Origin of the sequence: uncultured Clostridium sp. (genome assembly GCF_900547735.1) — a bacterium.
Classification (GTDB): domain Bacteria; phylum Bacillota; class Clostridia; order Lachnospirales; family Lachnospiraceae; genus Otoolea.
In genome coordinates, this window is record NZ_URHZ01000007.1 from 51,701 (window position 1) to 76,466 (window position 24,766).

Here is a 24,766-nt window from a genome sequence, read left to right on the forward strand (position 1 = left end):
TATGTTCTCCTTCCTACTAGAATTCCAGACCAGCTTCGCGAGCTGCATCTGCTAATGCCTGAACTTTACCGTGATATATGAATCCGCCTCTGTCAAAGACAACTTCCTTAATACCTTTTTCGATTGCTCTCTTTGCGATTACAGTACCAACGTAAGCTGCCGCATCTACGTTGTTTGTCTTCTCAAGCTCAGCTTTGATTGCTTTCTCTGCTGTTGAAGCTGCAACTAAAGTATTGCCAACTGTATCGTCAATAATCTGAGCATACATATGATTATTACTTCTAAACACTGCTAAACGCGGTCTCTGAGCTGTTCCAGAGTAACGATTACGTAATCTAGCATGTTTCTTTACGCGAACTTCGCTTCTTGACTGTTTGCTAACCATCTTTACACTCTCCTTAATTATTTCTTACCAGTCTTACCAACTTTACGTCTGATAACTTCATCAGCATATTTAATACCTTTGCCCTTGTACGGCTCAGGTCTTCTCTTGTCTCTGATTTCAGCAGCGTATTGGCCAACTTTTTCTTTACTGATTCCTTTTACAGTGATCTTGTTCTGACCTTCCAGAATTGTCTCAATTCCGTCCGGATCTTCCATCTCTACAGGATGGGAATAACCAAGGCTGAGAACCAGTTTCTTGCCCTGTTTAGCGGCTCTGTAACCAACGCCGTTAACTTCCAGAACTTTCTCATACCCTTCAGTAACACCATGAACCATGTTGCTGATTAAGGTTCTTGTCAGACCGTGTAAAGATTTCATTTTCTTTAAATCGCTGGGTCTTGTAACGATAATCTGACCATCTTCTTCTTTGATCGTCATTTCTACCGGTAACTCTCTCTCGAGTGTTCCCTTAGGACCTTTTACAGTCACTAAATTGTTTTCTGCGATTGTTACAGTAACTCCTGCCGGAATCGCGATTGGCATTCTTCCTATACGTGACATGCCGATTACCTCCTACTTAGATTCTCGGAGAAGCCGTCAGCGGCTTCTCTGTTTTCAGTTCTAATACTTATAGATTACCAAACGAAAGCCAGAACTTCTCCGCCTACGCCGAGTTCTCTTGCCTGTTTGTCTGTAATTACACCCTGGTTGGTAGAGATGATAGCCACACCTAAACCACCGAGTACTTTCGGCATATCTTCTTTGTTTGCATAAACACGAAGACCTGGTTTGGAAATTCTCTTGATGCCGGAAATGATTTTCTCATTTTTGTCTTTACCGTATTTTAATTCCATACGGATAGATTTGAAATTGCCATCTTCTACGATGTCATATTTTTTGATGTAACCTTCTTTTACAAGAATATCAGCGATTGCTAATTTCATCTTGGATGACGGAACATCTACTGTATCATGTTTAGCAGTATTTGCGTTACGAATTCTCGTAAGCATATCTGCGATTGGATCGCTCATTGTCATTTTGAGTTTTGCCTCCTTAATAATTTCATCTGCCACTACGTTTTATGGGATGTTCTCGGGACAGGCTTTCGCACTGGACTCGAAAACACCTCGTCAAGTGCTTAATGCCTACCAGCTTGCTTTTCTAACGCCCGGAATTTCGCCCTTGTAAGCTAATTCACGGAAGCAGATACGGCAGATGCCGTATTTTCTTAAGTATGCATGTGGACGGCCACAAATTCTGCAGCGGTTGTATTCTCTGGTGGAGAATTTTGCCGGACGCTGCTGTTTAATCTTCATTGAAGTCTTTGCCATTGATAAATCCTCCTATTATTTTGCAAATGGCATGTTGAACTGTGTTAACAGCTCACGTGCTTCTTCGTCTGTCTTTGCCGTTGTTACGAAGATGATATCCATACCTCTTACTTTGTCAACCTTATCATACTCGATTTCCGGGAAGATAAGCTGCTCTTTGATACCAAGTGCGTAGTTTCCTCTGCCGTCGAATGCATTCGGATTAACACCTCTAAAGTCACGAACTCGTGGAAGTGAAAGGTTGATTAAACGATCAGCAAACTCATACATCTTCTCGCCGCGCAGAGTAACTTTACAGCCGATTGCCATACCTTCTCTGAGCTTGAAGTTAGCGACGGATTTCTTTGCCTTTGTCAGAACTGCCTTCTGTCCGGTAATGATTTCCATATCCCTTACAGCAGAGTCCAGAACTTTAGCATTTTCTTTTGCTTCACCAACGCCCATGTTAACAACGATTTTGTTTAACTTCGGCACTTCCATGACATTTTTATATCCGAACTTTTTAATCATAGCGTCTACGATTTCGTTCTTATAAATTTCTTTTAATCTAGCCAACTTAAATGTTCCTCCTCTCTGTATTAGTCAATCACTTTTCCAGTTGCTTTTGCAACACGGACTTTTTTGCCATCTTTTACTTCGAATCCTACTCTTGTTGCTTTTCCATCAACTACGAGCATTACGTTGGAATAGTCGATAGGACCTTCCTGATGGATGATACCGCCCTGCTGGTTAGCTGCGGATGGTTTGGAATGCTTTGTAACCATGTTGCATCCTTCAACCAGAACGGTGTTCTTCTTTAAGTTTACGGAGAGAACTTTTCCCGTTTTATCTTTGTCTTTACCTGCAATAATTTTTACCAGGTCATCTTTTTTAATTTTATGCACAGTCGATACCTCCTACAGTACTTCTGGAGCCAGGGAAACGATTTTCATAAACTGTTTCTCTCTTAACTCTCTGGCTACTGGCCCAAAGATACGTGTCCCTTTCGGGTTCTTGTCATCTTTGATAATAACTGCTGCGTTCTCATCGAATTTGATATAAGAACCGTCTTTACGACGTGCGCCCTTTACAGTACGTACGACAACGGCTTTCACAACGTCACCTTTTTTTACAACACCACCTGGTGTTGCATCTTTAACAGTGGCAACGATAACATCACCAATATTTGCATATCTTCTTGTAGATCCGCCCATAACACGGATACAGAGTAATTCTTTAGCACCGGTATTGTCGGCAACCCTTAATCTGGTTTCCTGCTGAATCATGCCCAATACTCCTTTCTGATATTAAAATTATCTTGCTTTCTCGATAATCTCAACAAGTCTCCATCTTTTGTCCTTGGAGATAGGTCTTGTTTCCATTACTTTTACAGTATCACCGATTCCGCACTCATTGTTCTCATCGTGTGCTTTTAACTTATATGTCTTTTTAACGATCTTACCGATTAAAGGATGTTTTACGTGGTTTTCGATAGCAACTACAATAGTCTTATCCATCTTGTTGCTTACTACTTTACCCGTACGTGTTTTTCTAAGATTTCGTTCCACGGTAGATATCTCCTTTCCCATTCTAGGAATCTATATTATCCAGTTAAATTTGCCGTAATCTGCCCTGCATGTTCACTCAGCTAAGCTCATAAAATACCTCGCTAAGTTTTGTGAACGGCCTCGCACTAGACTCGGAACCACCTCGTCAAGTTGCTTTCGGTCTATGCGTTTGCCTTCTCTGTAATAACAGTCTGGATTCTGGCGATGTTCTTGCGAACTTCTTTGATTCTGCTCGTGTTATCTAACTGATTTGTTGCGTTCTGGAATCTCAAGTTGAACAGTTCCTTTTTAGCAGCTACTAATTCTTCTCTTAATTCTGCAGCCGATTTGACTTTTAAGTCTTCAACGTACTTATCAATTTTCACTGTTATCACCGCCTTCTAAATCTGCTTTAGAAGCAATTTTGCACTTGCAAGGAAGTTTATGCATTGCAAGACGAAGTGCTTCTCTGGCTGTCTCCTCTGGTACACCCGCGATTTCAAATAATACGCGGCCTGGTTTAACAACTGCTACCCAGTATTCAAGTGCGCCCTTACCGGAACCCATACGAGTCTCTGCAGGTTTTGCAGTAACCGGCTTATCTGGGAAAATTTTAATCCAAACCTGGCCACCACGTTTGATGTAACGGGTCATGGCAACACGGGCTGCCTCTATCTGATTCGATCTGATCCAGCATGGCTCTGTGGAAATCAGACCGTACTCTCCGTAGCTAATAACATTGCCTCTTGTAGCTTTGCCGGCCATAGAACCACGGAACTGTTTACGACGCTTTACTCTTTTAGGCATTAACATTATTTATCGCTCCCTTCCCTATTTCCTTTAGCAGGAAGAACTTCGCCTTTGTAGATCCAAACCTTAACGCCTGTCTTGCCGTAGGTTGTTTCTGCCTCAGCGAAACCATAGTCAATATCTGCTCTTAATGTCTGAAGCGGGATTGTACCCTCGCTGTAGAACTCAGTACGGGCCATATCTGCGCCGCCAAGACGTCCGGAAACAGATGCCTTGATACCCTTAGCTCCTGCCTTCATGGATCTGCCCATTGCAGACTTCATGGCACGGCGGAAAGAAACACGGTTTTCTAACTGCTGAGCAATATTCTCGGCTACTAACTGAGCATCTCTGTCAGCTCTCTTAACTTCTTTGATATCAACAAAGACTCTCTTGTCTGTTAACTGCTGAACCTGTTTTTTTGTCTTCTCAATCTCAGATCCGCCCTTGCCGATTACAACGCCGGGTTTCGCTGTGTAGATAATGACTTTAACTTTATCTGATGCACGCTCGATTTCGATTTTGGAAATGCCAGCGCTGTATAATTTCTTTTTCAGATATGTTCTGATCTTGTGATCTTCAATAAGATTGTCAGCAAAATCAGCTTCAGCATACCATTTTGAGTCCCAGTCTTTAATAACACCGACTCTTAAGCCGTGTGGATTAACTTTCTGTCCCATATTTGCCTCCTTTTATCTCTCATCAAGCACGATCGTGATGTGGCTCATTCTCTTTTCGATTCTGTAAGCCCTGCCCTGTGCTCTCGGTTTAACTCTCTTCATTGTCGGTCCCTTGTTAGCGAAGCACTCCGCTACGTACAGGTTTTCCGGGTTCATCTGGTTGTTATTCTCAGCATTGGCAATTGCTGATTCGAGTAATTTCTTTATTAAAGTAGAAGCATATCTGGTATTGTAAGTTACAATACCGAGTGCAGTCTGCACATCTTTGCCTCTAATGGCATCTAATACGAAACATGCTTTCTGAACAGATACTCTGGCATAAGACAGCTTAGCTGATGGTCTTGTGTCCTTCTGCGCATTTCTCTCTCTCTTAATTTGGGATCTATGTCCTTTAGCCATTGGTGAAACCTCCTTTCAAAAGCGTAAATTACTTACGGCCTGCTTTCTTTTCGTCTTTTCCGTGGCCTCTGTAAGTTCTTGTAGCAACGAACTCTCCGAGTTTATGTCCAACCATGTCCTCTGTAACATATACCGGAACGTGTTTTCTGCCATCATGAACTGCGATTGTATGACCTACCATCTGTGGGAAGATTGTTGAACGGCGGGACCAGGTTTTGATAACCTGCTTCTGGCCTGCTGCGTTCATATCATCCACTTTCTTTAAAAGATGAGCGTCTGCAAATGGTCCTTTTTTAAGTGAACGACCCATTGAATTACCTCCTTGATAACTTACTGTTTACCGTTTCTTCTTCTTACGATTAACTTGTTGGAATGTTTGTTTTTCTTTCTTGTCTTAAGACCAAGTGCTGGTTTGCCCCATGGTGTACATGGACCTGGACGGCCGATACCGGTCTTACCTTCACCACCACCGTGTGGATGGTCATTCGGGTTCATAACGGAACCGCGGACTGTAGGTCTGAAGCCCATATGACGTGTTCTACCAGCTTTACCGATATTGATCAGGTTGTGGTCTCCGTTTCCTACAACGCCGATTGTTGCACGGCAGATGCTCGGAACCATTCTCATTTCACCGGATGGTAATCTAAGGGTTGCGTATTTTCCTTCTTTAGCCATTAACTGGGCGGAGTTTCCTGCGGAACGAACTAACTGTCCGCCTTTACCCGGATAAAGTTCAATGTTGTGAATCTGAGCACCGACCGGAATCTGGCTGAGTGGTAAACAGTTACCAACTTTTGCTTCTGCCTGTGGGCCGCTCATTAATTTTGTTCCTACCTGTAAACCGGCCGGAGCAAGGATATATGCTTTCTCGCCGTCTGCGTAGCAGATTAAAGCGATGTTTGCTGTTCTGTTCGGATCATATTCGATTCCCAGTACGGTTGCCTGAATTCCATCTTTGGAATTTCTCTTGAAATCGATGATTCTGTATTTTCTCTTAGCACCGCCTCCGCGATGTCTAACTGTAATCTTACCCTGATTATTACGACCTGCGTTCTTCTTACCTAACGCTACAACTAATGATTTCTCCGGTGTTGTCTTAGTAATCTCAGAGAAATCAGAGCCTGTCATCTGTCTTCTGGAAGGTGTATATGGGCTGTATGTTTTAATTCCCATGACTCTAACTCCTTTCGTTCAACGCCTCCTGGCGTTTCTTTTCATTTTTAGAAGCCGCCCTGCGGACTTACGGATTCCTCCGTCTGTCCTTTGCAGACTTCATTCTTTATCACGGCATAGTGTTCGCCGTATAGTTGCCAAACAACGAAAAGCGCGCTTCGCGAACTTTTCATTGCCGCTCAATCAAAGCCGTCTCCGGTATTCCCTTCAACTAAGCTGTTCTCGTCCTACAGACCGCTGAAGATTTCAATCTCTTTGCTGTCTTCTGTGAGCTGAACGATTGCTTTCTTTGTCTTAGCTGTTTTACCGAAGGTCATACCTCTTCTCTTTGTCTTACCGTCGAGATTCATGGTATTAACGCTCTTTACTTTTGTTCCCGGGAACATTTTTTCAACAGCCTCTTTGATCATGGATTTGTTTGCTTCCGTATGAACTAAGAAAGTATATTTCTTATCGCTCATAGCGTTCATGCTTTTCTCAGTTACCACTGGTTTGAGGATTACGTCATAGTACTGTACGTTTGCCATTATGCATACACCTCCTCGATAGAAGCTACAGCAGCCTTAGTTGCCACTACTGTGTTATATTTTAAGATATCGTATACGTTGATTGTGTTTACGGATGCAGTCTTAACTGTAGGAATGTTTCTTGCAGATAATACTGTGTTGCCGCATTCGTCGTCTAAAACAACAAGTGCTTTGTTCACTTTGAGGTTGTTCATAACGCTCTGGAATTTCTTTGTTTTGATCTCGTCGAAGTTCATTGCATCTACAACGATGAATTTATTCTCGTTTACTCTGCTGGATAATGCAGACTTAAGAGCAGCTCTCTTCTCTTTCTTGTTTAACCGGATTGTGTAATCACGTGGTGTTGGTGCAAATACCACACCGCCGCCTGTCCACTGAGGAGCTCTTGTTGAACCCTGTCTTGCATGACCGGTTCCCTTCTGTCTCCACGGTTTCTTACCGCCTCCGGAAACTTCGGAACGTGTTTTAGCTTTCTGTGTTCCCTGACGTTTGTTAGCTAACTGAGCTACAACTGCAAGGTGTACTAAATGCTCATTCACTTCTACACCGAATACAGCATCGTTTAACTCTAATGTGCCAACTTCGTTGCCTTCAATATTGTAAACAGATACGTTTGCCATCTGTATGTTCCTCCTTTCCTTTAAAGCTTACTTACCAGCTTTTACCGTTTCTTTAACTGTTACTAAGGATTTTTTAGGTCCTGGCACTGCGCCTTTAACAAGGATTAAGTTGTTGTCAGTATCTACTTTGACAACTTCCAGATTCTGGATAGTAACTCTTACGCTACCCATATGTCCTGGCATTCCTTTGCCCTTGAATACGCGGCCTGGTGTGGTTGCAGAACCGTTGGAACCCTGATGACGATGGAATTTGGAGCCGTGAGCCATAGGTCCTCTGCTCTGGCCATGTCTCTTGATGGCGCCCTGGAAACCTTTACCTTTGGAAATAGCAGTTACGTCAATCTTATCGCCTGCTGCGAAGATTTCTGCCTTGATTTCGTCTTTTACGGAATACTCTTCAGCATTCTCAAAACGGAACTCTCTTACATATCTCTTGTAAGCAACGCCTGCCTTGTCAAAGTGTCCCTTAACTGGCTTTGTAACAAGTTTTTCTCTCTTGTCAACGAAACCAACCTGTACTGCTTTGTAACCGTCGTTCTCTTCCGTCTTAACCTGTGTAACAACACATGGTCCTGCCTGAAGAACAGTTACTGGAGTTAAAACTCCGTCTTCGTTGAAGATTTGAGTCATTCCGACTTTCGTAGCTAAAATCGCTTTCTTCATTTTTTGACCTCCTGTCTTTTTCTACAGCGGAACGCGGGATTCGCGTTCATCCTAGAACAGTCCAGAAATCTATCTAAATCTGTTAGGATATGCATTGAATGCTTAGCTGCTGAATATTCGCAGCTTATTTTGTTTTCATCTTTACGTCGATGTAAACACCAGCCGGCATTTCGAGTCTCTGCAGTGCATCAACTGTCTTCTGGTTTGGAGCAATGATATCGATGAGTCTCTTGTGAGTTCTCTGCTCGAACTGCTCTCTGGAATCTTTGTACTTATGAACAGCTCTCAAAATTGTTACTACTTCTTTCTTTGTTGGTAACGGCACCGGTCCGCTCACCTTTGATCCGTTTTTCTTTACAGTCTCGATGATTTTTGCAGCGGAGCTGTCTACCAGCTGATGCTCATAAGCTTTTAATGTGATTCTCATTACTTGACTTGCCATAAAAAAAGTCGCCTCCTTTTCGTACTATTTAAGCACGACAAGCGGTGACTGTACACATGCCCGGGTGTGTCATCTAAGACCTCACACGGAATCCTTCTTTATTATCGGGATATTTCTGTAGTTGTACAGTGACTTGTCGCCAGTTTCTTCGACTTGACATTCGCTCCACGGAAAACCTGCCTTATTCTCAGGCAGCAACCTCACGCTTCATAGCTATCATGCCACAGCTTTGATAGCATATCATACATTTACAGGGATTGCAAGGATTTTTTTTATTTTTTTTTGGCTTTTTTTCAAAGCTGAGTCAGTCCATTGCAACTCTGCACATTGTATATTCACCATACCCCGTGACTGCCCGGTAATACCCGCAGAGGGAAAGGTTACACGCTTCATCATAAGTGTCCACCAGCAGCGGCCTGCCTCCCAGCGCAGCCAGTTTTGTTTTCGTAGCTAAGATAATTATATTTTCTCTGCCAATCTCTTTTAGTACCTCCGGCGTAAGCTGCTGGTTGCCGCGGCCGAACAGAAACCCCTGGCCTCCGGTTACCGTCACTATCAGTTTTGTCCTTTTTCCCTGGATTTGCGATAAGATACCGTTCCCGTACAGATCGGACGCCACGAGTTCTTTATTGCGGACCAGATCCACTCCAATCAGAGTGTTATTAAGGCCGAGAAGATGCATAATCCCCCTGGTCGTGGTTCCGGCTCCGATGAGGTAACATGTCTCCGGCTCCATTGCTTCAATTATATCCCAGGCAATCGACTCAATCGATGCCGTCTCGGAGACCGGGGTCGGCGCTTTGCGGTTCTGGGTCAGAGTCCTCTCCTTCGGCACCTGAAGATAACCGTAAAGCCTTGTGCCGATTACCTCTCTCCGGTATTCCTCCTCGTTAATATCAAGGACTTCCAGTTCCTCTGTTTTCTGCACCTTCCCGCTGAGCCACATGGAAGCCAGCCGGCCGGCAGCCGTGGGATTTTTTGCATAGACCGGCGAATGTATCTTCACACCGGCCGGGATCCCCACACAGGGCAGGTTAAGCCCCACCGCCTGATAAATATCCCTGGCCGTCCCGTCGCCTCCCGCAAACAGAAGTAAATCCACATTCTCCTCCAGCAGCTTTTCTGCCAGTGCAATTGTATCTCCGGCATCCGTATGAACGGGGGCTTCATAATCGGGGGCTTCATCAGCCGCATCCACATCCAAATTTCCCGATGCCAGAAGCGCCGTAGTAAATCCCAGTTCTTTTGCCGCCTCTCCCCCCATTTTGCCCGGATAAGTATAAACCGTAATATTAGCCCTGTTGTCTAATAGCTCTTTCAGCGCTGCTTTTACCCGCTCCCCTGCTCTCGGCTGCGCTCCGCGCCTGATCGCCTCGTCCGCCACATAATCAGTGCCTTTCAAGCCCACACTTCCGCCCATGCCGGCAATGGGATTAATAATGAGTCCCAGCTTCTTCATTGGCCCTCCTTATAATAAACAGGACTGCTTCAAAATGATACTTCACTCCAAAGCAGTCCTTCTTAATAATATCATTTATTCATAACATCTTTTATTCATAACATCTTTTATCACATCGGCACAAGGCATATCCGCCGATAATACCTTCTACATATTAGCGCTTTCCTGCCGTATTGTCGGCAGTCCTGTTACCAGTTTCTTCTATATATAATAGCATTTCAATAACCGTGTCTCGCAATGTATCTACTCACTGTATTTCTTCAGGTACGTCTTCCATGTTGTTGCCCATCTCGCCGGATCATCCATGCCGGATTCATCGACCTGATGGATAACGCTCCTGTGAGGCGCGGTCTTAATGATATCAGGATTTTCATGAGCCTCTTTAAATACATATTTTAGGGTTTCGATGTATTCGTCAATGTCTTTTTTGGAAGGTGTCTCCGTAGGCTCCAGTGTCATCGGTTCAGGCAGATAGAAGGGGTGGTGGGAAGTCCAGTAATGCATACCAAAATCCATCATACGCCTCTGTATATCCAGTGTTCCGATACCGGTTTCTTTTTCCATCGTCTCCAGGGAATAACGGGCCTGCTCGATCCGCTGGTTGCTGCCGTCCTCATAGTAAGCAGTCACCTCCGGAAGCTCCATCAGCTTCTTAAACATATAATTGTTGTTGAGAACTGCCGTCTTTGCCACCTGATACAGTCCGTCCGGACCCATACTGCGGATCCAGCAGTATGCTTTCAACACGACAGGAGCAACGCCGTACCATTCCCTCACTTTGCCCACTGCGCATGAATTGCTGCAAATATCATAGTTCAGGAAATATTTCTCCCCGTCATAGTCTACAATCGGGGCCGGCAGATACTGAACCAGTTCTTTCTGTACTCCCGTCGCTCCGCAGGCGGGGCCGCCGCAGCCGTGAGGCGTTGAGAACGTCTTATGGAGGTTGAAGAAGCACATATCAAAGCCAGCGTCTCTTGCCCTTGTGACCCCTAAGAGTCCGTTTGCATTTGCCTGATCATATCCACAAAGCCCGCCGATGGAATGAATATAATCCACAAATTCCTTCACATGGCTGTTATAAACTCCCGTATCCTCCGGGTTTGCCACAATATATCCGGCTGTTTTCGGGCCTGCCGCCGCTTTCAACTGCTCTAAATCCGGTATGCCCGTCGTCTGATCCGGCTGCAGGTAAACAATCTTGAAGCCGGCTACCGCGGGAGCGGCTGCATCGGAGGGATGTGAATAAATGGTAGTGATAATCTCATCCCTGTCTTCACCTCTATCTTTAAAATATGCCCTCATAACAGAGGCCATCGTCAAAATACCCTGGGAACCTCCGCCCGGCTGGAAGGTAAAATGATCCATGCCGGAAATTTCACTCATATATTGATCGGTTTCATGGAAAATCTCAAGCATCCCCTGTACGGTATCCACATCCTGTAGCGGATGATACTCCCGGATTAGGGCGGATAACTGCTCGTTTACCTTTGGGCTGTATTTAACGGTACAGGTACCCTGACCAATCTCAATATTCACATCTGCGCCAAGTGTCTGCTGCGCCAGCCTGGCATAGTGTCTTAAGACACGGCTCTGTGACAGTTCCGGCAGGTTCAGCTTCGTATTTCGCCTCATGCTGTCCGGGAGAGCGGCAGCTCCTTTTGTCTCTCTTGCTATCTCTTCCTCCGGCTCCCCCACTAAGATTCCGCGTTCGCCCGGAGTGCTAAGCTCATAAATTATCGGCTCATCCCATTTTGCCTGGTGGAAATGAACTCTGACCTTTTCTGATCTATCTATTCTTTTCACGTTATCATTCCTTTCTGAAAGCTTATTCAGTGATACTGTCCACAGCCCTGTCTAAGGGCAGAGGCTGATTCGTGAACAGCAGCAGTTCCTATCGGCTATTCGGTGACCTCTCTAAGCGCCGCGATCAAAGTATCGATATCTTCTTTTGTATGGATTTCGGTTACACAGTAAAGAGCTGACTCCGAAAGCCCCGGGAAATCCTTCGACAGGTCCTTTCCGCCGAAAATACCTTTTTCAAGCAGAGCCTTGTTGATCTGTTCCACTGTCTTTCCGGTTTTGCTGAAATCCACGACAAATTCTTTGAAGAATACGCTGCCGAACGGATTGGCCCTCACACCCGGAATCTCACTCATCTTACCGGCTGCATACTGTGCGTTGGACATAATAATCTGCCCCACTTCTTCCATGCCCCGGGGACCCATGGTAGCCAGGTAAACACCTGCCGTGATGCCCCAAAGAGCCGACTGGGTTCCCACATACTCTTTTCCATGCTCCCTGTGATGTCCAAAGGAAGTCCTGTCATAGGCCACATCGCCAAAGCCGTATTCCCCGGGTTCTGTCGTGGGAGCAATGCCAAACAGGCGTGACGGGAATTCCATGACAAATTTTTCTTCATCTCTTGTCGCCATGAAGCCGGACTGGCCACCGCCGTAATTCATGTGGATGCCGAGAGGCTGCAAATCACCGCAGACAATATCCGCGGCGTAGGATGCCGGCGACGCAAGTACTCCCAGGGAAATCGGGTCAATGCCGACCAGGCTCAGCCCTCCGGCCTCGTGTACCATATCCGATATCTTCTGCCCGTTTGTCTCAATCACACCGAGATATCCCGGGTTCTCAAAGTAAATACCTGCCGTATCCTCATTCAGCTTTCCTTTTAGATCCGTCAAATCGATGAGTCCGTTCCCATCGCATTTTACCTTCTCAAAACGGAGGCATGATTCCGCATAGTTTTCCATGATTTTCAATTTCTCGGCATCGATATATTCCGATACCAGGAGAACAGAACGGTTTGTAATCCGCTGTGCCATTCTGACCGTGGTGGCCGCCGCCTGCGCCCAATCCATGGTCGGTACATTGACCACTTCCATATCCACCAGCTCCGCCACCATGCTGGCATACTCGAACAAAGTCTGGAAACGGCCTTCATCGTTGTAAGGCTCCCCGCCGTACGCGGTCAGGAATTCACCCTTCCCGTTCACCTCGTCGCAGATGGCAGGGACGTAATGCTGCCAGCAGCCGGCGCCCAGGAAATTAAGGTTTCTGCGGCAGTCCGTATCCTTTGAAAGAATACGCTCCACATGTCTTCTCAACTCATACTCAGAGCCAAATGCCTTCGGCAGGTTCATCTCATTTTTTAACTTTAAAAGTTCAGGTACATTCTTATGGAGTTCCTCTATGGAACTAAGGCCGATTTCACGGAGCATTTCCTCCTGCACTTCCGGAACCGAGTTTGGTATGTAAGGATGGCTTTCAAATCCTTTCATGTGCTTGTTTCCTCCTTTTTATGCTGATTATCTCTATTTGGTTATTTAAGCGATTCCGCCGCCGTCCACCACTAATGCGGCTCCTGTCACCCAGCTTGCCAGATCGCTTGCCAAAAATAATACGGCATTGGCAATATCTTCCGGCATTCCGATCCGTTTGAGCGGCCTGTCTGTTCCGCAGTCCTTTAAATAAGCATCCTGATCCGCTTCCTCTTTTACAATTCCCGTCTGCCGGCCTTCGTCGCGCAGCATAGCCGTATCGGTATCTCCCGGGTTTACGCTGTTGACCCTGATGTTCTTCGGGCCGTGGTCGATTGCCATGGCCCTCGTAGCATTGACAATGCCGCCCTTCACCGCACAGTAGGCAACCGCCTGGTCTCCGCCCTTAATCCCCCAGCCTGAACCGGTATTGATAATGCTGCCGCCGCCGTTTGCTTCCATCACCGGAATGACATGCTTGGAGAACAGGAACATGCCCTTAAGCCCTACATCCAGCACGAAATCCCATTCCTTCTCCGTGAGGTTGTCGATGGTTTTACGCACCGTAACGCCGGCATTGTTATGTAAAATATTGATTGGCCCATATTTTTTAACCACTTCTTCCACCGTTTTTTGAACCTGCTCTTCGTTCGTCACATCACACTGAAAGAAAGCAACGTCTCTGCCTGCGTCTCTCAGTTCCTGTACTTTCTCTTCCCCTCTGGGGCTGATGTCCACCATGGCGACTTTCGCTCCATATGCCGATAGAATCTCCACAACACCCAGCCCGATTCCAGAACTTCCGCCCGTGACAACTGCAACCTTACCCGTCAAATTCAATGGTTCTTTCTTTTCGATCATTATTTTCCTCCTTTATTTCTACTGCCTATCCCTTTTGTTTTTAACCAATCAGGAGCCGGCGCCTTCTGCCCTACTATTTAGCAATCATCATGCCAACTTTTACACCGTTTTAGTCCAAACTCACTTTTTTCCTTGAAAATATTTCTGAAGTCTAATATATCCCCTTAGAATCCAGGTGTTTTTTCAATCATAAAAAAATACCGAATTACATTTCACCATATCATTTCTCAATTTTCCCTTTGCAATCCCAAATAAAATTGCCAAAAAATACAAACCAAAGCGTGTCATTTGTCAATTATTGTCAAATGACACACATTTGCCAAATTTGCCATTTTCACTGTCACTCCCAGTAATTCTATGGTATAATGTGCGCATAGCGGACATTATACCTGCGCATGCCGGATTCTGCGTCTACCGCAGAATTCGGGCGCTAAGTTCCGTCGGAGACACCGTATTCACGAAGTGGATACGGTATAATGTGCGCATAGCGGACATTATACCTGCGCATGCCGGGTTCTGCGTCCACCGCAGAATTCGGGCGCTAAGTTCCGTCGGAGACACCGTATTCACGAAGTGATTACGGTATAATGTGCGCATAGCGGACATTATACCTGCGCATACCGGGTTCTGCGTCCACCGCAGAATTCGGGCGCTAAGTTCCGTCGGAGACACCGTATTCACGAACTTAGTGGGAGTCATGCCTGAATACATATTACAGCAAAGTGCGTTTTATCACCACCATCAAAAAGGAGGGCTAACATGGCAAATCTGGAGGAAATCCGTACCTCGGCCGAAAGGCTGGTGACCGCAGTCAGCGATGCGCTCCGTCTGGAAATCGCTATCTTTGACGACAGCAGCAACCTTTTCTTCTGCACCCCTACCTACTTAAAGAAAAAAGGCCGCGTGGTACACGCGCCGTTTATACGGGAAGTCATTGAAAACGGCAGTGTTCTTGTCAACAAGCCTGGCGAAATGCCGTCCTGCATCGGCTGCCGATTTAAAGAACACTGTCCATCCACAATTGAAGTCCTTTGCTGTATCCATGCCGGCACTGAGATTGTGGGAGTAGCGTCATTTACTTCTTTTACAAAGGAGGGACAGCGGCGCATTATTGATAATACGGCCGTTTACCTGAATGCAATCACCGAGTTTGCCAATCTGATCGGGGATCTTCTGGCTAATAAGACAGGAAAAAGCGGATTTGCCAATCTGGACGCCACATTAGTCGCCTCCATGGAGCTTTGCCCCCAGCCGGTGCTTCTCACCGATCCCCACGGGGTTATCCTTCAGTATAACCAGATGGCTTCCAATTTTCTTAAGTTCTGCAACAGCACAAGCTCCTCTCTCTGGCAGATCTTTCCGGAGGCCGTTGTCAGAAAAATCATGGACGGAAATAACCTGTTTGAGAAAAATGTAACCATTGGAAATATGGCGACAAAGGTTACCACGCGAACCGTCATGAACGGGGAGCAAATAAACGCCTTTTTCATCCGGTTGTCCGGGGAGCTTTCCGAGCCGCAGGAGGAATCGGGATTTTTCGGAAAAATCGTAGGCCACAGCCCTCAAATAGAAACGGTACAGAGGCTGATTAAAAAAGTAGCAGACAGCCCTACCCCTGTCTTAATTACAGGGGAAACCGGAACCGGCAAGGAGCTGGTGGCCCGCGCCATCCACGAACAAAGCAGCCGAAATAAATATCCCTTTGTCGCGGTGAACTGTTCAGGGATTCCCGATACGTTATTTGAAAGTGAGCTGTTTGGCTATGAGGAAGGAGCTTTTACCGGAGCAAAAAAAGGCGGTAAAATCGGTAAGATAGAAATGGCGCAGGGAGGAACCCTGTTCCTGGATGAAATAGGAGAGCTGCCGTTGTTTGCTCAGCCCAAGCTTCTGAGGGTGCTGCAGGAATATGAACTGGAACGGGTGGGATCGAATAAGAAGGTCCACCTGGATATCCGGATTATCGCCGCGACAAACAGGAGCCTCAGTGATATGGTGGCGGAACGCACATTCCGCGGGGATTTATTTTACCGGATTAATGTGATTAATCTGAAGCTGCCGCCTCTGCGTGCGCGGAGGGAAGATATCATGCCTATCGCAGCCAATTATCTTGAGACTCTCCGCACCAGAATGCGCACCCCTCTTAAAAAATTCGCCCCGGAAACCGAGGAGCTGCTGGTGTCTTACGACTGGCCCGGCAATGTACGTGAACTTCAGAATATGCTTGAATATGCCGCCAATCTCTGTGAGACGGATACACTGGCCCCGGCAGATCTCCCGGAAATCCTGACGCTGAAAACACAGACTTTTGAAAAGATGGCGTCGAGGCCCATACCTGCGCGAAGCAGCAGTGAACAGGTACTCACCGGACTGCTGGAAAAATACGGATATACGTTAGAGGGGAAAAAGCAGATCGCGTCCGAGCTGGGAATCAGCCTCAGGACCCTCTATCGGAAACTCAACCGGCTCAACATACAGCAGCCGGATATCACGCTGCCACGCTAAAGTTTATTGGGTTTAATTGACAGACTTTACCAATTGTCATTTCAAAATGTCATTTAACTGTCAATTAATATTTCGTTTTAATGAAACCTAGCTTCATAATATATTTTCTATCTGTCCCTTTTTGCTTGTTAATCATATATATTTACATGTTTCCTCATTGCATTTGTCCTTTTTGGCACGTTATTTGCTTTTAAAATGAAGCATCAATGGCTGGCTTAACAAAGGGGCGCATACCTGATAACGAAAATGAGGGTGCCGCCTGCCGGCCGACAAAAAGGAGGAAGATATATGGATATGCAAGTCAACTATGGGATACTGGCCTTAGTTCCGCCTATTATCGCTATCGGTCTATGTTTTGCGACAAAGCAGGTTCTAATCTCCATGTTCGCAGGCCTCTTCGCCGGTTCACTGATCATCAGCAGCTGGAACCCGCTGGGGGCATGCTCCTATGCATTATCTGTCATTTCCACAAATATGGCGGATAATGTGATACTGTTACTGTTTACCCTCTTTATGGGTGTCGGAATTTCCTTTATATGGAAACTGGGCGGAAGCTTTGCCCTGGCGGAGGCCGCAAAGAGACGATTCAAAAAGAGGCGTTCTGTCTGCCTGGGCACGTGGGGTCTTGGAATGGCGTGCTCTGTCAACGACTGTCTGGTTGCCGCCGTAGACGGCAATGTATTCCGTGACATTTGTAAGGATTACAGAATCTCTTCCGAGAAGCTCTCCTACGTACTGGATTCTACTGCAGCCCCCGCGGCGGCCCTGTTTATTTCCGACTGGATTGCCTATCAGATCAGCATGATCGATCAGGGGCTGGAACAGGCCGGTATCACCGGAATCTCACCGGTCAGCGCATACATAAAGGGACTTCCGTTTAACATGTATTCTATTTTTACCCTCATTTTCGTAGGTATGTTAATGTACACCGGCCGCGATTACGGCCCTATGCTGAAGGCGGAGGTCCGCGCCCTGAAGACCGGACAGTACACAAAACCCGAGGCGAACCCAATGCTTGATGTCGGCAATGAACTGGGTGAGCCGAAACGTACAAAACCGATGATCCGCTCCTTCGTCCTCCCGATCGCAGTGGCATTTACAATTATTATATCCGGTATTATTTACACAGGCTACACGAATCCGGCCAGAACCGCCTCTGGCGTAATGGCAATCCTCGACGCATGTGACGCACAGATGGCTCTTTACTGGGGTTCCTTCGGTATGGCGGTAACGGGCATCGTAATCGCTCTCACCAGCCATATTATGACCTTCGAAGAAACGATGAATACTATCGTTGACGGTTTCAAGCTCATGGCCTTAACCGGCGCCATCCTCGTTATGGCATGGTCCTTAGGGTCTGTAACCAAAAGCATGGGGCTGGGCGCTTTCGTAGCCCAGTATGTCGGCGCCAGCATCCCGACCGGCTTCCTTCCGCTTCTCGTTCTCGGCTGTTCCATTCTTGTTGCATTCGCAACCGGAACCTCCTGGGGGACAATGGCCATCATGACGCCTCTGGCCATCCAGTTGGGCTATACGCTCACCGGCGATGTGGAATTCTCGGTCGGTATGTGCGGCGCAGTCCTTTCAGGCGCAATTTTAGGCGATCATGCATCTCCTGTATCCGATACCACGGTTATGGCTTCCATCTTCTCAGGCGCCGACCATATCGACCATGTGGCGACACAGCTGCCATATGCCCTTACCGTCGGAGGTGTTATCGCAGTTTTATACCTGATATTCGGTTTCACCGAGGTGTCACCGTTTGTTCTGCTTCCAATCGGCGTGGTCATACTGTTTTTCCTGCAGATCATTCTGCATAAGTTCTATATGAAGCGCTACGGCATCGATCCGAATTATTCCAAGTCCATGACGGAAGATCATGTGAAGCAGGAAGCCTGAATCATCGGGCCAGGCAGTGATAAAAGGCAGTAAGAGGCGGCCGCAAAATGGATATTCAGCAGGATAACCCATTTTGCGGCCGCCTCTCTTATTCTATCTCCGCCAGTTCTTTCACCGCACGGATTCCCTCTTCTATCTCCTCCTCCGTATTAAACCAGGAAAAGCTGAACCGCACCATTCCCTGATGCACCGTCCCCATAGACTGGTGCATCAGGGGGGCGCAGTGGGCGCCGGGCCTGGTGGAAATCCCGTAGACGTCCGCCAGCTCATCGCTGACTCTCGCCGAATCGTAATCCAGGATATTGAGGGCCACAATCGGCGCCCGGTTATCAGTTGAAAAATCTCCATAAATACGCACCCCGGAAATCTCTCTCACGCCGTCGTAGAACTTTCGCATCAGCTTCATCTCCCTGCTGTGAATCACATCCATGCCCGTCCCGTCGATAAACTCCAGGGCGGCATGCAGCCCCGCGATCCCATGGCCGTTCAGGGTTCCTGCCTCCAACGCGGCGGGCATCTCCAAAGGCTGTTCTTTATTATAAGTCTGGATGCCGCTTCCGCCTGACTTCAGCGGTGATATCCTCAATCCCTCACGGACGCAGAGCCCTCCGGTTCCCTGGGGACCAAAAAGGCCTTTGTGCCCGGTAAAGCAAAGCACGTCTATATTCATGGCCTGCATATCAATCTCCAGGGTCCCCGCTGTCTGGGATGCGTCTACCAGAAACAGCAGATGATGTTTCCGGCAAAAGTTTCCTATCCTCTTTAAATCCACGCTGTTGCCGGTCAGGTTGGATGCATGGGTGCAGACCACCGCTCCGGTATCGGGACGCCGGACGGTTTCCAGCGCATCGTAGCAAAGCTCCCCCCTGTCCCCGCAAGGCAGAAACGAAAGATCCGTCCCCGTTTTTTCCAGCCGGTAAAGCGGGCGCAGAACCGAATTATGCTCCATCACCGTCGTGATCACATGCCCGGAGCCCTGCAGCAGGCCGAGAACCGCCGTATTCAGCGCCTCCGTGGAATTAGATGTAAAAGCCGTCTGCCCCGGCTCCCCGGCGTGAAACAGCTTTGCCAGCCGCGCACGCGTCTCATAGATAAGGCGGGAGGCATCCATTGAGGATTCATGGGCCCCGCGGCTGGAATTCCCAAGGTGATTCATTGCGCGGACCACTGCCCCGATCACGCAGTCCGGCTTTTTCAGCGTAGTTGCGGCATTATCAAAATAGATTCCCATCCGGTTTCCTTCCTTTCAAAACATCATCTGCACCATGTCTTCCCATTCAATCTTTCTCTGCTCCAGCAGAGCGCCCAGCCGCTCTTTTTCACCTTCAGGCGAACACCACGCCAGGCCGCAGCCCGCCGATATCTCCCTCGGTACGGGTATAATCCGGCCTGGAACCTCCTGTGCTCTGCAGTTTTTCTCCATCTCAATGGCTCCTGCCGTCGTATGGAACGTAATGATTACCTTCGGTTCTTTTTTCCGTATCATGGCGCTCTCCCTTTTTTTCCTTAATAAATTCGTACTTCAAATTCCGCATTCCGTTCCGTCACGGCCACCTGCCGGCCCTGGTTTCTCGCATACTTTTCCACATTCTGCCTGGCATACGGTTCACTGACCAGCACCTTTATTTCTTCGTTCCCTGATTTTAAAGCCTGTGCCGTAAGCAGCACAGGTTCCGGACAGGACAGTCCCCTTGCATCAACCTCGTACATCTCTGCTCCTCCTGAATATTATATTTTATCTGTTCTTTTTTTCTTCACAAAACCTATCAGAAACAACACTGCGATACAGAGAACGAGCGCCGTCTTACCGGCCGCATTGAGTCCGCCGGCCGTCGCTTCCGTGGTCTGTGTCGCTGCCGCAGCCGCTCCCGCCGCAAGTCCGAAATTATGGCAGAAGGCCGCACCCACAAGCAGTCCCAGGAAAGTCACCGCCGAATCGGAAGAGCCCTGGCCGGCCAGTACAAGCTGCCTTAAGGGACAGCCTCCGGCCAGTACGGCCGCAAATCCCACCGCATACAGCCCAAGGAAATTCCAAAGATGGTCAGAATGCGAAATTGGCTGGCCGTCGAATGAAAGTTTGAAGCCGCCTGTAGTCAGGTTAAAGAGAAGCATTACGATAAAAAAGCCGCCAATGACCGATAGCAGGTCAAAGTTCTTCATTAAAATTACATCTCGGATGCTGCCCGCAAAGCAGGCCCTGTTTTTCTGGGCAACCGCACCGAATAAAAGGCCCGCGATCAGTGAAATAAGCACAGGCGCATGCATGCTGCCGGGACCTTTCTCACTGAAGGCAAATAATGCCGTAATATTACACAGCAGCAGCAATAATGCCAGGACGATGGGAAGAACTGCACCCGACCCGGTTGACGCCGGATAAGCCCTGCCCAGGGAAAAACCTTTTTTCAATGCCGCCGTTCCGGTGAATACGCCTGCGCCAAACCCCAGCAGCCCGACGTAGGCATTCAGGTCCCCTGCCGACATGCGGATGAGCATGCGCAGCGGACAGCCGAGGAATGCCAGGGAACCTGTCATCATGATGACTCCTAAAAGGAAACGAATCATCGGTGAAGAACCTGCCGTAGAGCGGTATTCCTTCGTTGCAAGCGCAATCAGGAACGCTCCGCAGACAAACCCCACTATTTCCGGCCTCATGTACTGTACTATGGGGGCTGTGTGGAGTTTCATGGCCCCGGCGGAGTCCCGGATAAAGCAGGCGACACAAATCGCCATGTTTTTCGGATTGCCTGAGCAGGCCAGGAGGGCGCCAAGCAGCCCCATCACTGCCCCGCTTATCAATAAAGTTCTTTTATTCTGACAGATATTCATATAATCCACTCTCCTTTTATTTTTTTGGAGCATCCTGAATTCCTATTTCCCTGTGAACTCAGAAACTTTATTTTATGTACAGAACGCGGACCTCCCCCTGTTTTTTCGTAATCTTTTTCTGATCAAACGCATCCAGCAGCATGACCGCGTATTTTCTGGACGTTCCAAGCATATCCCTGTACTCACCGAGTGAGATATCAGGATGATTTTCCAGATGGCCTTTGAGGAGGGCAACCGCCTTTTCCCATTCGGGTTTTTCCATATAGATCCCCGGCGCGGTTTTGACCAGAGCTTCTTTTTTAACCAGTTCCGCAATAATCTGCCTGGCCTGCTTTTTATCTTTAAAACCTTCAATCACCTCATCGACCGACGGGGCCTCGACACCGGCCGTCCGGTAACGTTCCCGGATGGCTGCCATCATACCGGACAGCTCATTGGAATAACCGGCTGAAAATCCATCCAGGGCGGCCGTACTCCCGGAGACCGTCACGATACCGCGTTTGACCAGCTCCTGGAAAAGCTCCTCGGACCGTTTCGCATCCCTCAGGTAAAAATGTTCCGTCAGACGGCTTTTCAGTTCTTCCTTTTCCATACCGGACGCAATGGGGTTTGCCTCATGAAAGCGGTTCAGGCAGTTCTTTGTAAACTCGATTATTACGTTCCAATATTCTTTGTGAATACAGCTCTTACCGTTTACGGCCAGTATTTTCTTCTGCTTCTTTAGTTTTTCTAAAAGCCCCTCCGTATAAGAGGCTGCGGCATTCAGCCTGAGTGACAAGTCATGGAGATCCGGGAAATGCCTGCTTCTTTCTTTTATTATCACTTCCAACACTTCTTCGTCACTGCCGTGTTCCTTAATTTTGAGAGCGGCGATTGCCTCCTCCTGAAAACGCTTGTGTTTGCCTGCCTCCGAGTCCAGGATGATTCCGCCTCCAAATGTCTCCACCGGCGAATAGAAGCGGATAATAAAGCGGTCTCCCCGTTTAACGGAAACCGGCCCGTCAAACCGAAGCTGTGCATATGCCTCTTCCCCGGCTTTTATTTCATCGCAGTCCAGCAGAACCGCTTTACAGATGGACTGGGCCGAACCATAGCTGATGTGCACCCGGTCTCCGTTCCGGAGCAGGCGTCCGGAGCTTTTAAAAAGACGCACTCTGACATCCATCTGGCGGCTGACCGGCATGGAATCCACAGCCGCCAGGATCTCCCCGCGCTCCAGCTCTTCCTTCTTTATTCCCGCCAGATTGAGCGCCGTGCGCTGGCCTGCATAAGCGGTCTCCGACTTTTCTCCGTGATTCTCAATCCCCCGAATCTTTACGACACGGCCCTGAGGATAGACTTCTATCTCCTGTCCCAGCCGGCAGTACCCCTCCAAAAGTGTACCGGTCACCACGGTACCAAAACCCTCCATAGAAAACACCCTGTCTATCGGGAGGCGGAAAAGCTCCTGCTCTTCTCTGCGTTTCACCGTATCCCGTACCGCTTCCAGAATCATATTGCGCAGTGTCTCAATATTTTGTCCCGTATAGGAGGAAACGCGGACCGACCGGGCATTCTCAAGAAAACTTCCCTTCACCATCTCCCTGGTATCCTCTTCCACCATATCCGCCCATTCCCCGTCCACCATGTCTGCTTTGGTGAAAACGAGTATTCCCCGCCTGATGTTCAGCATTTTAAGTATCTCAAAGTGTTCCGTGGTCTGGGGCATTACCCCCTCGTCAAGCGCTACTGCCAGCAGCACCAGATCGATCCCCCCGATACCCGCAAGCATATTTTTGACAAACCGCTCATGTCCCGGCACATCGATGATTCCGATATGCTGCCCTTCTTCACCCGGCATACCGGCAAATCCCAGTTCAATTGTGATGCCTCTCTTTTGTTCTTCTTTCAGACGATCGGTGTCCGTCCCTGTCAATGCCTTAATCAGACAGGTTTTCCCGTGATCCACATGGCCTGCCGTACCGACTATTACATTATGCATCCTGTTCCCCCATCTGATTTTGTTCTAAAAATGCTTTTCGGACCCATTCAAATTCATCCTCCCCGATAGTTCTCACCGACAGCCAAAGCTTATCCCGGGCTATTCTTGCAATGACAGGGATTTCTGCTCTTCGGAGCAGCCGCTCCGAGCGTTCGGCATTAAAACCGTTTCCGGATACCGTTACCGCATAGCCCTCAAGCAGCACCGACGGCGCAGAGCCTCCTCCCACCTGATCCCTGCAGGGTACGGCCGTAAACTCCAGGGACGGAACTGCCTGTGAAAGCAGTCCGCACAGCATTTCGGCCTTTTCCTTCAACCGGTTTCCCGTCTCTGTAAGCATGCGCAGCACAGGAATTTCACGCAAAGCCCGCTTCGTATCCTGGTATTCGAAGAACGTTGCCTCCAGGGCGGCCAGCGTCATTTTATCCACCCGGAACGCTCTCGCCAGGGGATGCCCTTTCATCCGGTCCACATATTCCTTTTTACCGATAATGACACCGCACTGCGGTCCGCCGAGAAGCTTATCCCCGCTGAAGAGCACCACATCGGCCCCCTCTTTCAATGCCTCGGCCGCCGTAGGCTCTGCGATGCCGCAGCCGCTCAAATCGGCCATCAGCCCGCTTCCCATATCGTAAATCACAGGAACCTTAAATTCACCGTACTCATCCCTCAGGGCCGAAAGCTCTCTGACCGACACTTCCTGTGTAAAACCGATGATCTTGTAATTGCTTGTATGTACCTTTAAAAATGCACCGGTCGTTTCCCCGTGGAACGCCTTCCTGTAATCGGCCGGTTTTGTCTTATTGGTTGCGCCCACCTCCAGAAGGTGCGCTCCGCTTTCTTCCATAATTTCCGGTATCCGGAAGGAGCCTCCTATCTCCACCAGTTCGCCTCTTGAGGTGATCACCTCTTTTCCCCTGGCGAGTGCGGACAGGCACAGCATGGTGGCGGCCGCATTGTTGTTCACAACCATGGCAGACTCAGCTCCTGTGATTTTTCTGATCAGCTGCTCCACATGATCGTGACGGGAGCCACGGCTCCCCTTTTTTATATCGTATTCCAGGTTTGAATAATAACCGGCCGCTTCCAATGCATTTTCGCAGGCTCTTTTCGATAGGTTGGCCCTCCCGAGGTTCGTGTGCAGGACTACGCCGGTGGCGTTGATTACGCGGCGCAGGCTTCGTTCCTGCTCATCGAAAACCCTCTGCCTGACCAGTTTGGTTAAATACTCCACTGCCGGGATTTCCTCTCTTTTTCCATCGATTATATCGCTTCTCACCTGAGCAATCACCTCCCGGACAGCCTCCACGACTACCTGGCGCGGCATCATTTCCGTAAAAAAAATAAGATGCTCATCCTGCAGCATCTCATCAATTTTAGGGATCTTTCTCAGTAATTCCTGATTTTTTCCCATCATTTTCGCTCCTTCTGC

The 24,766-nt window shown here is 48.1% G+C and carries 30 protein-coding genes; 2 read left to right on the forward strand and 28 right to left on the reverse strand.

Going from position 1 to position 24,766, the window contains the following annotated elements; translation table 11 throughout:
- Nucleotides 1-16 precede the first annotated feature (16 nt).
- The 22 genes from rplR to QZT18_RS03680 all read right to left on the reverse strand — a co-directional run bounded on the left by rplR (nucleotide 17) and on the right by QZT18_RS03680 (nucleotide 14,126).
- Nucleotides 17-385 carry a 50S ribosomal protein L18 gene (gene rplR / locus QZT18_RS03575; protein WP_003497822.1) on the reverse strand — a complete coding sequence of 123 codons (369 nt, stop codon included), beginning with the start codon at nucleotides 383-385 and terminating at the stop codon, nucleotides 17-19.
- Between the two features lie 17 nt (nucleotides 386-402).
- The gene (gene rplF / locus QZT18_RS03580) at nucleotides 403-945 is read right to left on the reverse strand and encodes a 50S ribosomal protein L6 (RefSeq protein ID WP_125142002.1); all 543 of its coding nucleotides are present in this window, start codon (nucleotides 943-945) and stop codon (nucleotides 403-405) included.
- 74 nt (nucleotides 946-1,019) lie between these two features.
- A complete protein-coding gene (rpsH, locus tag QZT18_RS03585) occupies nucleotides 1,020-1,421 on the reverse strand; it encodes a 30S ribosomal protein S8 (RefSeq protein WP_294144607.1) in 402 nt (133 codons plus the stop codon).
- A gap of 108 nt (nucleotides 1,422-1,529) precedes the next feature.
- A complete protein-coding gene (locus QZT18_RS03590; protein WP_003497828.1) occupies nucleotides 1,530-1,715 on the reverse strand; it encodes a type Z 30S ribosomal protein S14 in 186 nt (61 codons plus the stop codon).
- A 15-nt stretch (nucleotides 1,716-1,730) separates the two neighbouring features.
- Nucleotides 1,731-2,270, reverse strand: a complete 540-nt coding sequence (gene rplE / locus QZT18_RS03595; RefSeq protein ID WP_294144613.1) for a 50S ribosomal protein L5 — start codon at nucleotides 2,268-2,270, stop codon at nucleotides 1,731-1,733.
- Nucleotides 2,271-2,293: 23 nt separating this feature from the next.
- Nucleotides 2,294-2,599, reverse strand: coding sequence for a 50S ribosomal protein L24 (gene rplX / locus QZT18_RS03600; protein ID WP_125141999.1), 306 nt, complete (start codon nucleotides 2,597-2,599; stop codon nucleotides 2,294-2,296).
- 12 nt (nucleotides 2,600-2,611) lie between these two features.
- Nucleotides 2,612-2,980: a 50S ribosomal protein L14 gene (gene rplN, locus QZT18_RS03605; RefSeq protein WP_294144617.1), complete on the reverse strand. Its 369-nt coding sequence runs from the start codon at nucleotides 2,978-2,980 to the stop codon at nucleotides 2,612-2,614.
- Between the two features lie 27 nt (nucleotides 2,981-3,007).
- Entirely contained in the window at nucleotides 3,008-3,283 is a 276-nt protein-coding gene (rpsQ, locus tag QZT18_RS03610; RefSeq protein ID WP_206429482.1) for a 30S ribosomal protein S17, read from the reverse strand.
- A gap of 140 nt (nucleotides 3,284-3,423) precedes the next feature.
- A complete protein-coding gene (gene rpmC, locus QZT18_RS03615; protein ID WP_294144620.1) occupies nucleotides 3,424-3,627 on the reverse strand; it encodes a 50S ribosomal protein L29 in 204 nt (67 codons plus the stop codon).
- Nucleotides 3,617-4,054, reverse strand: coding sequence for a 50S ribosomal protein L16 (gene rplP, locus QZT18_RS03620; RefSeq protein ID WP_294144622.1), 438 nt, complete (start codon nucleotides 4,052-4,054; stop codon nucleotides 3,617-3,619). Before rplP ends, rpmC begins: the two co-directional genes overlap by 11 nt.
- The gene (gene rpsC, locus QZT18_RS03625; protein ID WP_294144624.1) at nucleotides 4,054-4,710 is read right to left on the reverse strand and encodes a 30S ribosomal protein S3; all 657 of its coding nucleotides are present in this window, start codon (nucleotides 4,708-4,710) and stop codon (nucleotides 4,054-4,056) included. Before rpsC ends, rplP begins: the two co-directional genes overlap by 1 nt.
- 12 nt (nucleotides 4,711-4,722) lie before the next feature.
- Nucleotides 4,723-5,109 (reverse strand): 50S ribosomal protein L22, encoded by a 387-nt coding sequence (rplV, locus tag QZT18_RS03630; RefSeq protein WP_294144625.1) that lies wholly within the window; start codon nucleotides 5,107-5,109, stop codon nucleotides 4,723-4,725.
- Between the two features lie 28 nt (nucleotides 5,110-5,137).
- A complete protein-coding gene (rpsS, locus tag QZT18_RS03635; protein ID WP_003497851.1) occupies nucleotides 5,138-5,419 on the reverse strand; it encodes a 30S ribosomal protein S19 in 282 nt (93 codons plus the stop codon).
- A gap of 20 nt (nucleotides 5,420-5,439) precedes the next feature.
- Entirely contained in the window at nucleotides 5,440-6,282 is an 843-nt protein-coding gene (gene rplB / locus QZT18_RS03640; RefSeq protein ID WP_294144627.1) for a 50S ribosomal protein L2, read from the reverse strand.
- Nucleotides 6,283-6,509: 227 nt separating this feature from the next.
- Nucleotides 6,510-6,809 (reverse strand): 50S ribosomal protein L23, encoded by a 300-nt coding sequence (rplW, locus tag QZT18_RS03645; RefSeq protein ID WP_125141991.1) that lies wholly within the window; start codon nucleotides 6,807-6,809, stop codon nucleotides 6,510-6,512.
- Nucleotides 6,809-7,429 carry a 50S ribosomal protein L4 gene (rplD, locus tag QZT18_RS03650; RefSeq protein ID WP_125141990.1) on the reverse strand — a complete coding sequence of 207 codons (621 nt, stop codon included), beginning with the start codon at nucleotides 7,427-7,429 and terminating at the stop codon, nucleotides 6,809-6,811. Before rplD ends, rplW begins: the two co-directional genes overlap by 1 nt.
- A gap of 27 nt (nucleotides 7,430-7,456) precedes the next feature.
- Nucleotides 7,457-8,092: a 50S ribosomal protein L3 gene (rplC, locus tag QZT18_RS03655; protein ID WP_294144630.1), complete on the reverse strand. Its 636-nt coding sequence runs from the start codon at nucleotides 8,090-8,092 to the stop codon at nucleotides 7,457-7,459.
- Nucleotides 8,093-8,216: 124 nt separating this feature from the next.
- Nucleotides 8,217-8,534, reverse strand: coding sequence for a 30S ribosomal protein S10 (gene rpsJ, locus QZT18_RS03660; protein WP_125141988.1), 318 nt, complete (start codon nucleotides 8,532-8,534; stop codon nucleotides 8,217-8,219).
- A 304-nt stretch (nucleotides 8,535-8,838) separates the two neighbouring features.
- Entirely contained in the window at nucleotides 8,839-9,993 is a 1,155-nt protein-coding gene (locus QZT18_RS03665) for an ATP-NAD kinase family protein (RefSeq protein ID WP_294144632.1), read from the reverse strand.
- Between the two features lie 243 nt (nucleotides 9,994-10,236).
- A complete protein-coding gene (gene gcvPB, locus QZT18_RS03670) occupies nucleotides 10,237-11,799 on the reverse strand; it encodes an aminomethyl-transferring glycine dehydrogenase subunit GcvPB (RefSeq protein ID WP_294144634.1) in 1,563 nt (520 codons plus the stop codon).
- Nucleotides 11,800-11,894: 95 nt separating this feature from the next.
- Nucleotides 11,895-13,286: an aminomethyl-transferring glycine dehydrogenase subunit GcvPA gene (gcvPA, locus tag QZT18_RS03675; RefSeq protein ID WP_294144636.1), complete on the reverse strand. Its 1,392-nt coding sequence runs from the start codon at nucleotides 13,284-13,286 to the stop codon at nucleotides 11,895-11,897.
- Nucleotides 13,287-13,331: 45 nt separating this feature from the next.
- On the reverse strand, nucleotides 13,332-14,126 hold the full coding sequence (locus QZT18_RS03680; RefSeq protein WP_294144637.1) for an SDR family NAD(P)-dependent oxidoreductase: 795 nt from the start codon (nucleotides 14,124-14,126) through the stop codon (nucleotides 13,332-13,334).
- Between the two features lie 759 nt (nucleotides 14,127-14,885).
- On the opposite strand from QZT18_RS03680, the gene QZT18_RS03685 reads away from it, so the two are divergent.
- Entirely contained in the window at nucleotides 14,886-16,628 is a 1,743-nt protein-coding gene (locus QZT18_RS03685; RefSeq protein ID WP_294144638.1) for a sigma-54-dependent Fis family transcriptional regulator, read from the forward strand.
- A gap of 288 nt (nucleotides 16,629-16,916) precedes the next feature.
- Entirely contained in the window at nucleotides 16,917-18,527 is a 1,611-nt protein-coding gene (locus QZT18_RS03690; RefSeq protein ID WP_294144642.1) for a Na+/H+ antiporter NhaC family protein, read from the forward strand.
- Between the two features lie 88 nt (nucleotides 18,528-18,615).
- Here the strand turns inward: QZT18_RS03690 and QZT18_RS03695 are convergent, their stop codons facing one another.
- The 6 genes from QZT18_RS03695 to selA form a co-directional block, all read right to left on the reverse strand.
- Nucleotides 18,616-19,758, reverse strand: a complete 1,143-nt coding sequence (locus tag QZT18_RS03695) for an aminotransferase class V-fold PLP-dependent enzyme (protein ID WP_294144644.1) — start codon at nucleotides 19,756-19,758, stop codon at nucleotides 18,616-18,618.
- Nucleotides 19,759-19,773: 15 nt separating this feature from the next.
- Nucleotides 19,774-20,013, reverse strand: coding sequence for a DUF3343 domain-containing protein (locus QZT18_RS03700; protein ID WP_294144645.1), 240 nt, complete (start codon nucleotides 20,011-20,013; stop codon nucleotides 19,774-19,776).
- A gap of 20 nt (nucleotides 20,014-20,033) precedes the next feature.
- On the reverse strand, nucleotides 20,034-20,237 hold the full coding sequence (locus tag QZT18_RS03705) for a sulfurtransferase TusA family protein (protein ID WP_294144647.1): 204 nt from the start codon (nucleotides 20,235-20,237) through the stop codon (nucleotides 20,034-20,036).
- An 18-nt stretch (nucleotides 20,238-20,255) separates the two neighbouring features.
- Entirely contained in the window at nucleotides 20,256-21,353 is a 1,098-nt protein-coding gene (yedE, locus tag QZT18_RS03710) for a YedE family putative selenium transporter (RefSeq protein WP_294144648.1), read from the reverse strand.
- 67 nt (nucleotides 21,354-21,420) lie between these two features.
- On the reverse strand, nucleotides 21,421-23,334 hold the full coding sequence (gene selB, locus QZT18_RS03715; protein ID WP_294144650.1) for a selenocysteine-specific translation elongation factor: 1,914 nt from the start codon (nucleotides 23,332-23,334) through the stop codon (nucleotides 21,421-21,423).
- On the reverse strand, nucleotides 23,327-24,751 hold the full coding sequence (gene selA / locus QZT18_RS03720) for an L-seryl-tRNA(Sec) selenium transferase (RefSeq protein ID WP_294144652.1): 1,425 nt from the start codon (nucleotides 24,749-24,751) through the stop codon (nucleotides 23,327-23,329). The genes selB and selA overlap by 8 nt, the downstream gene beginning before the upstream one ends.
- Nucleotides 24,752-24,766: the final 15 nt, after the last annotated feature.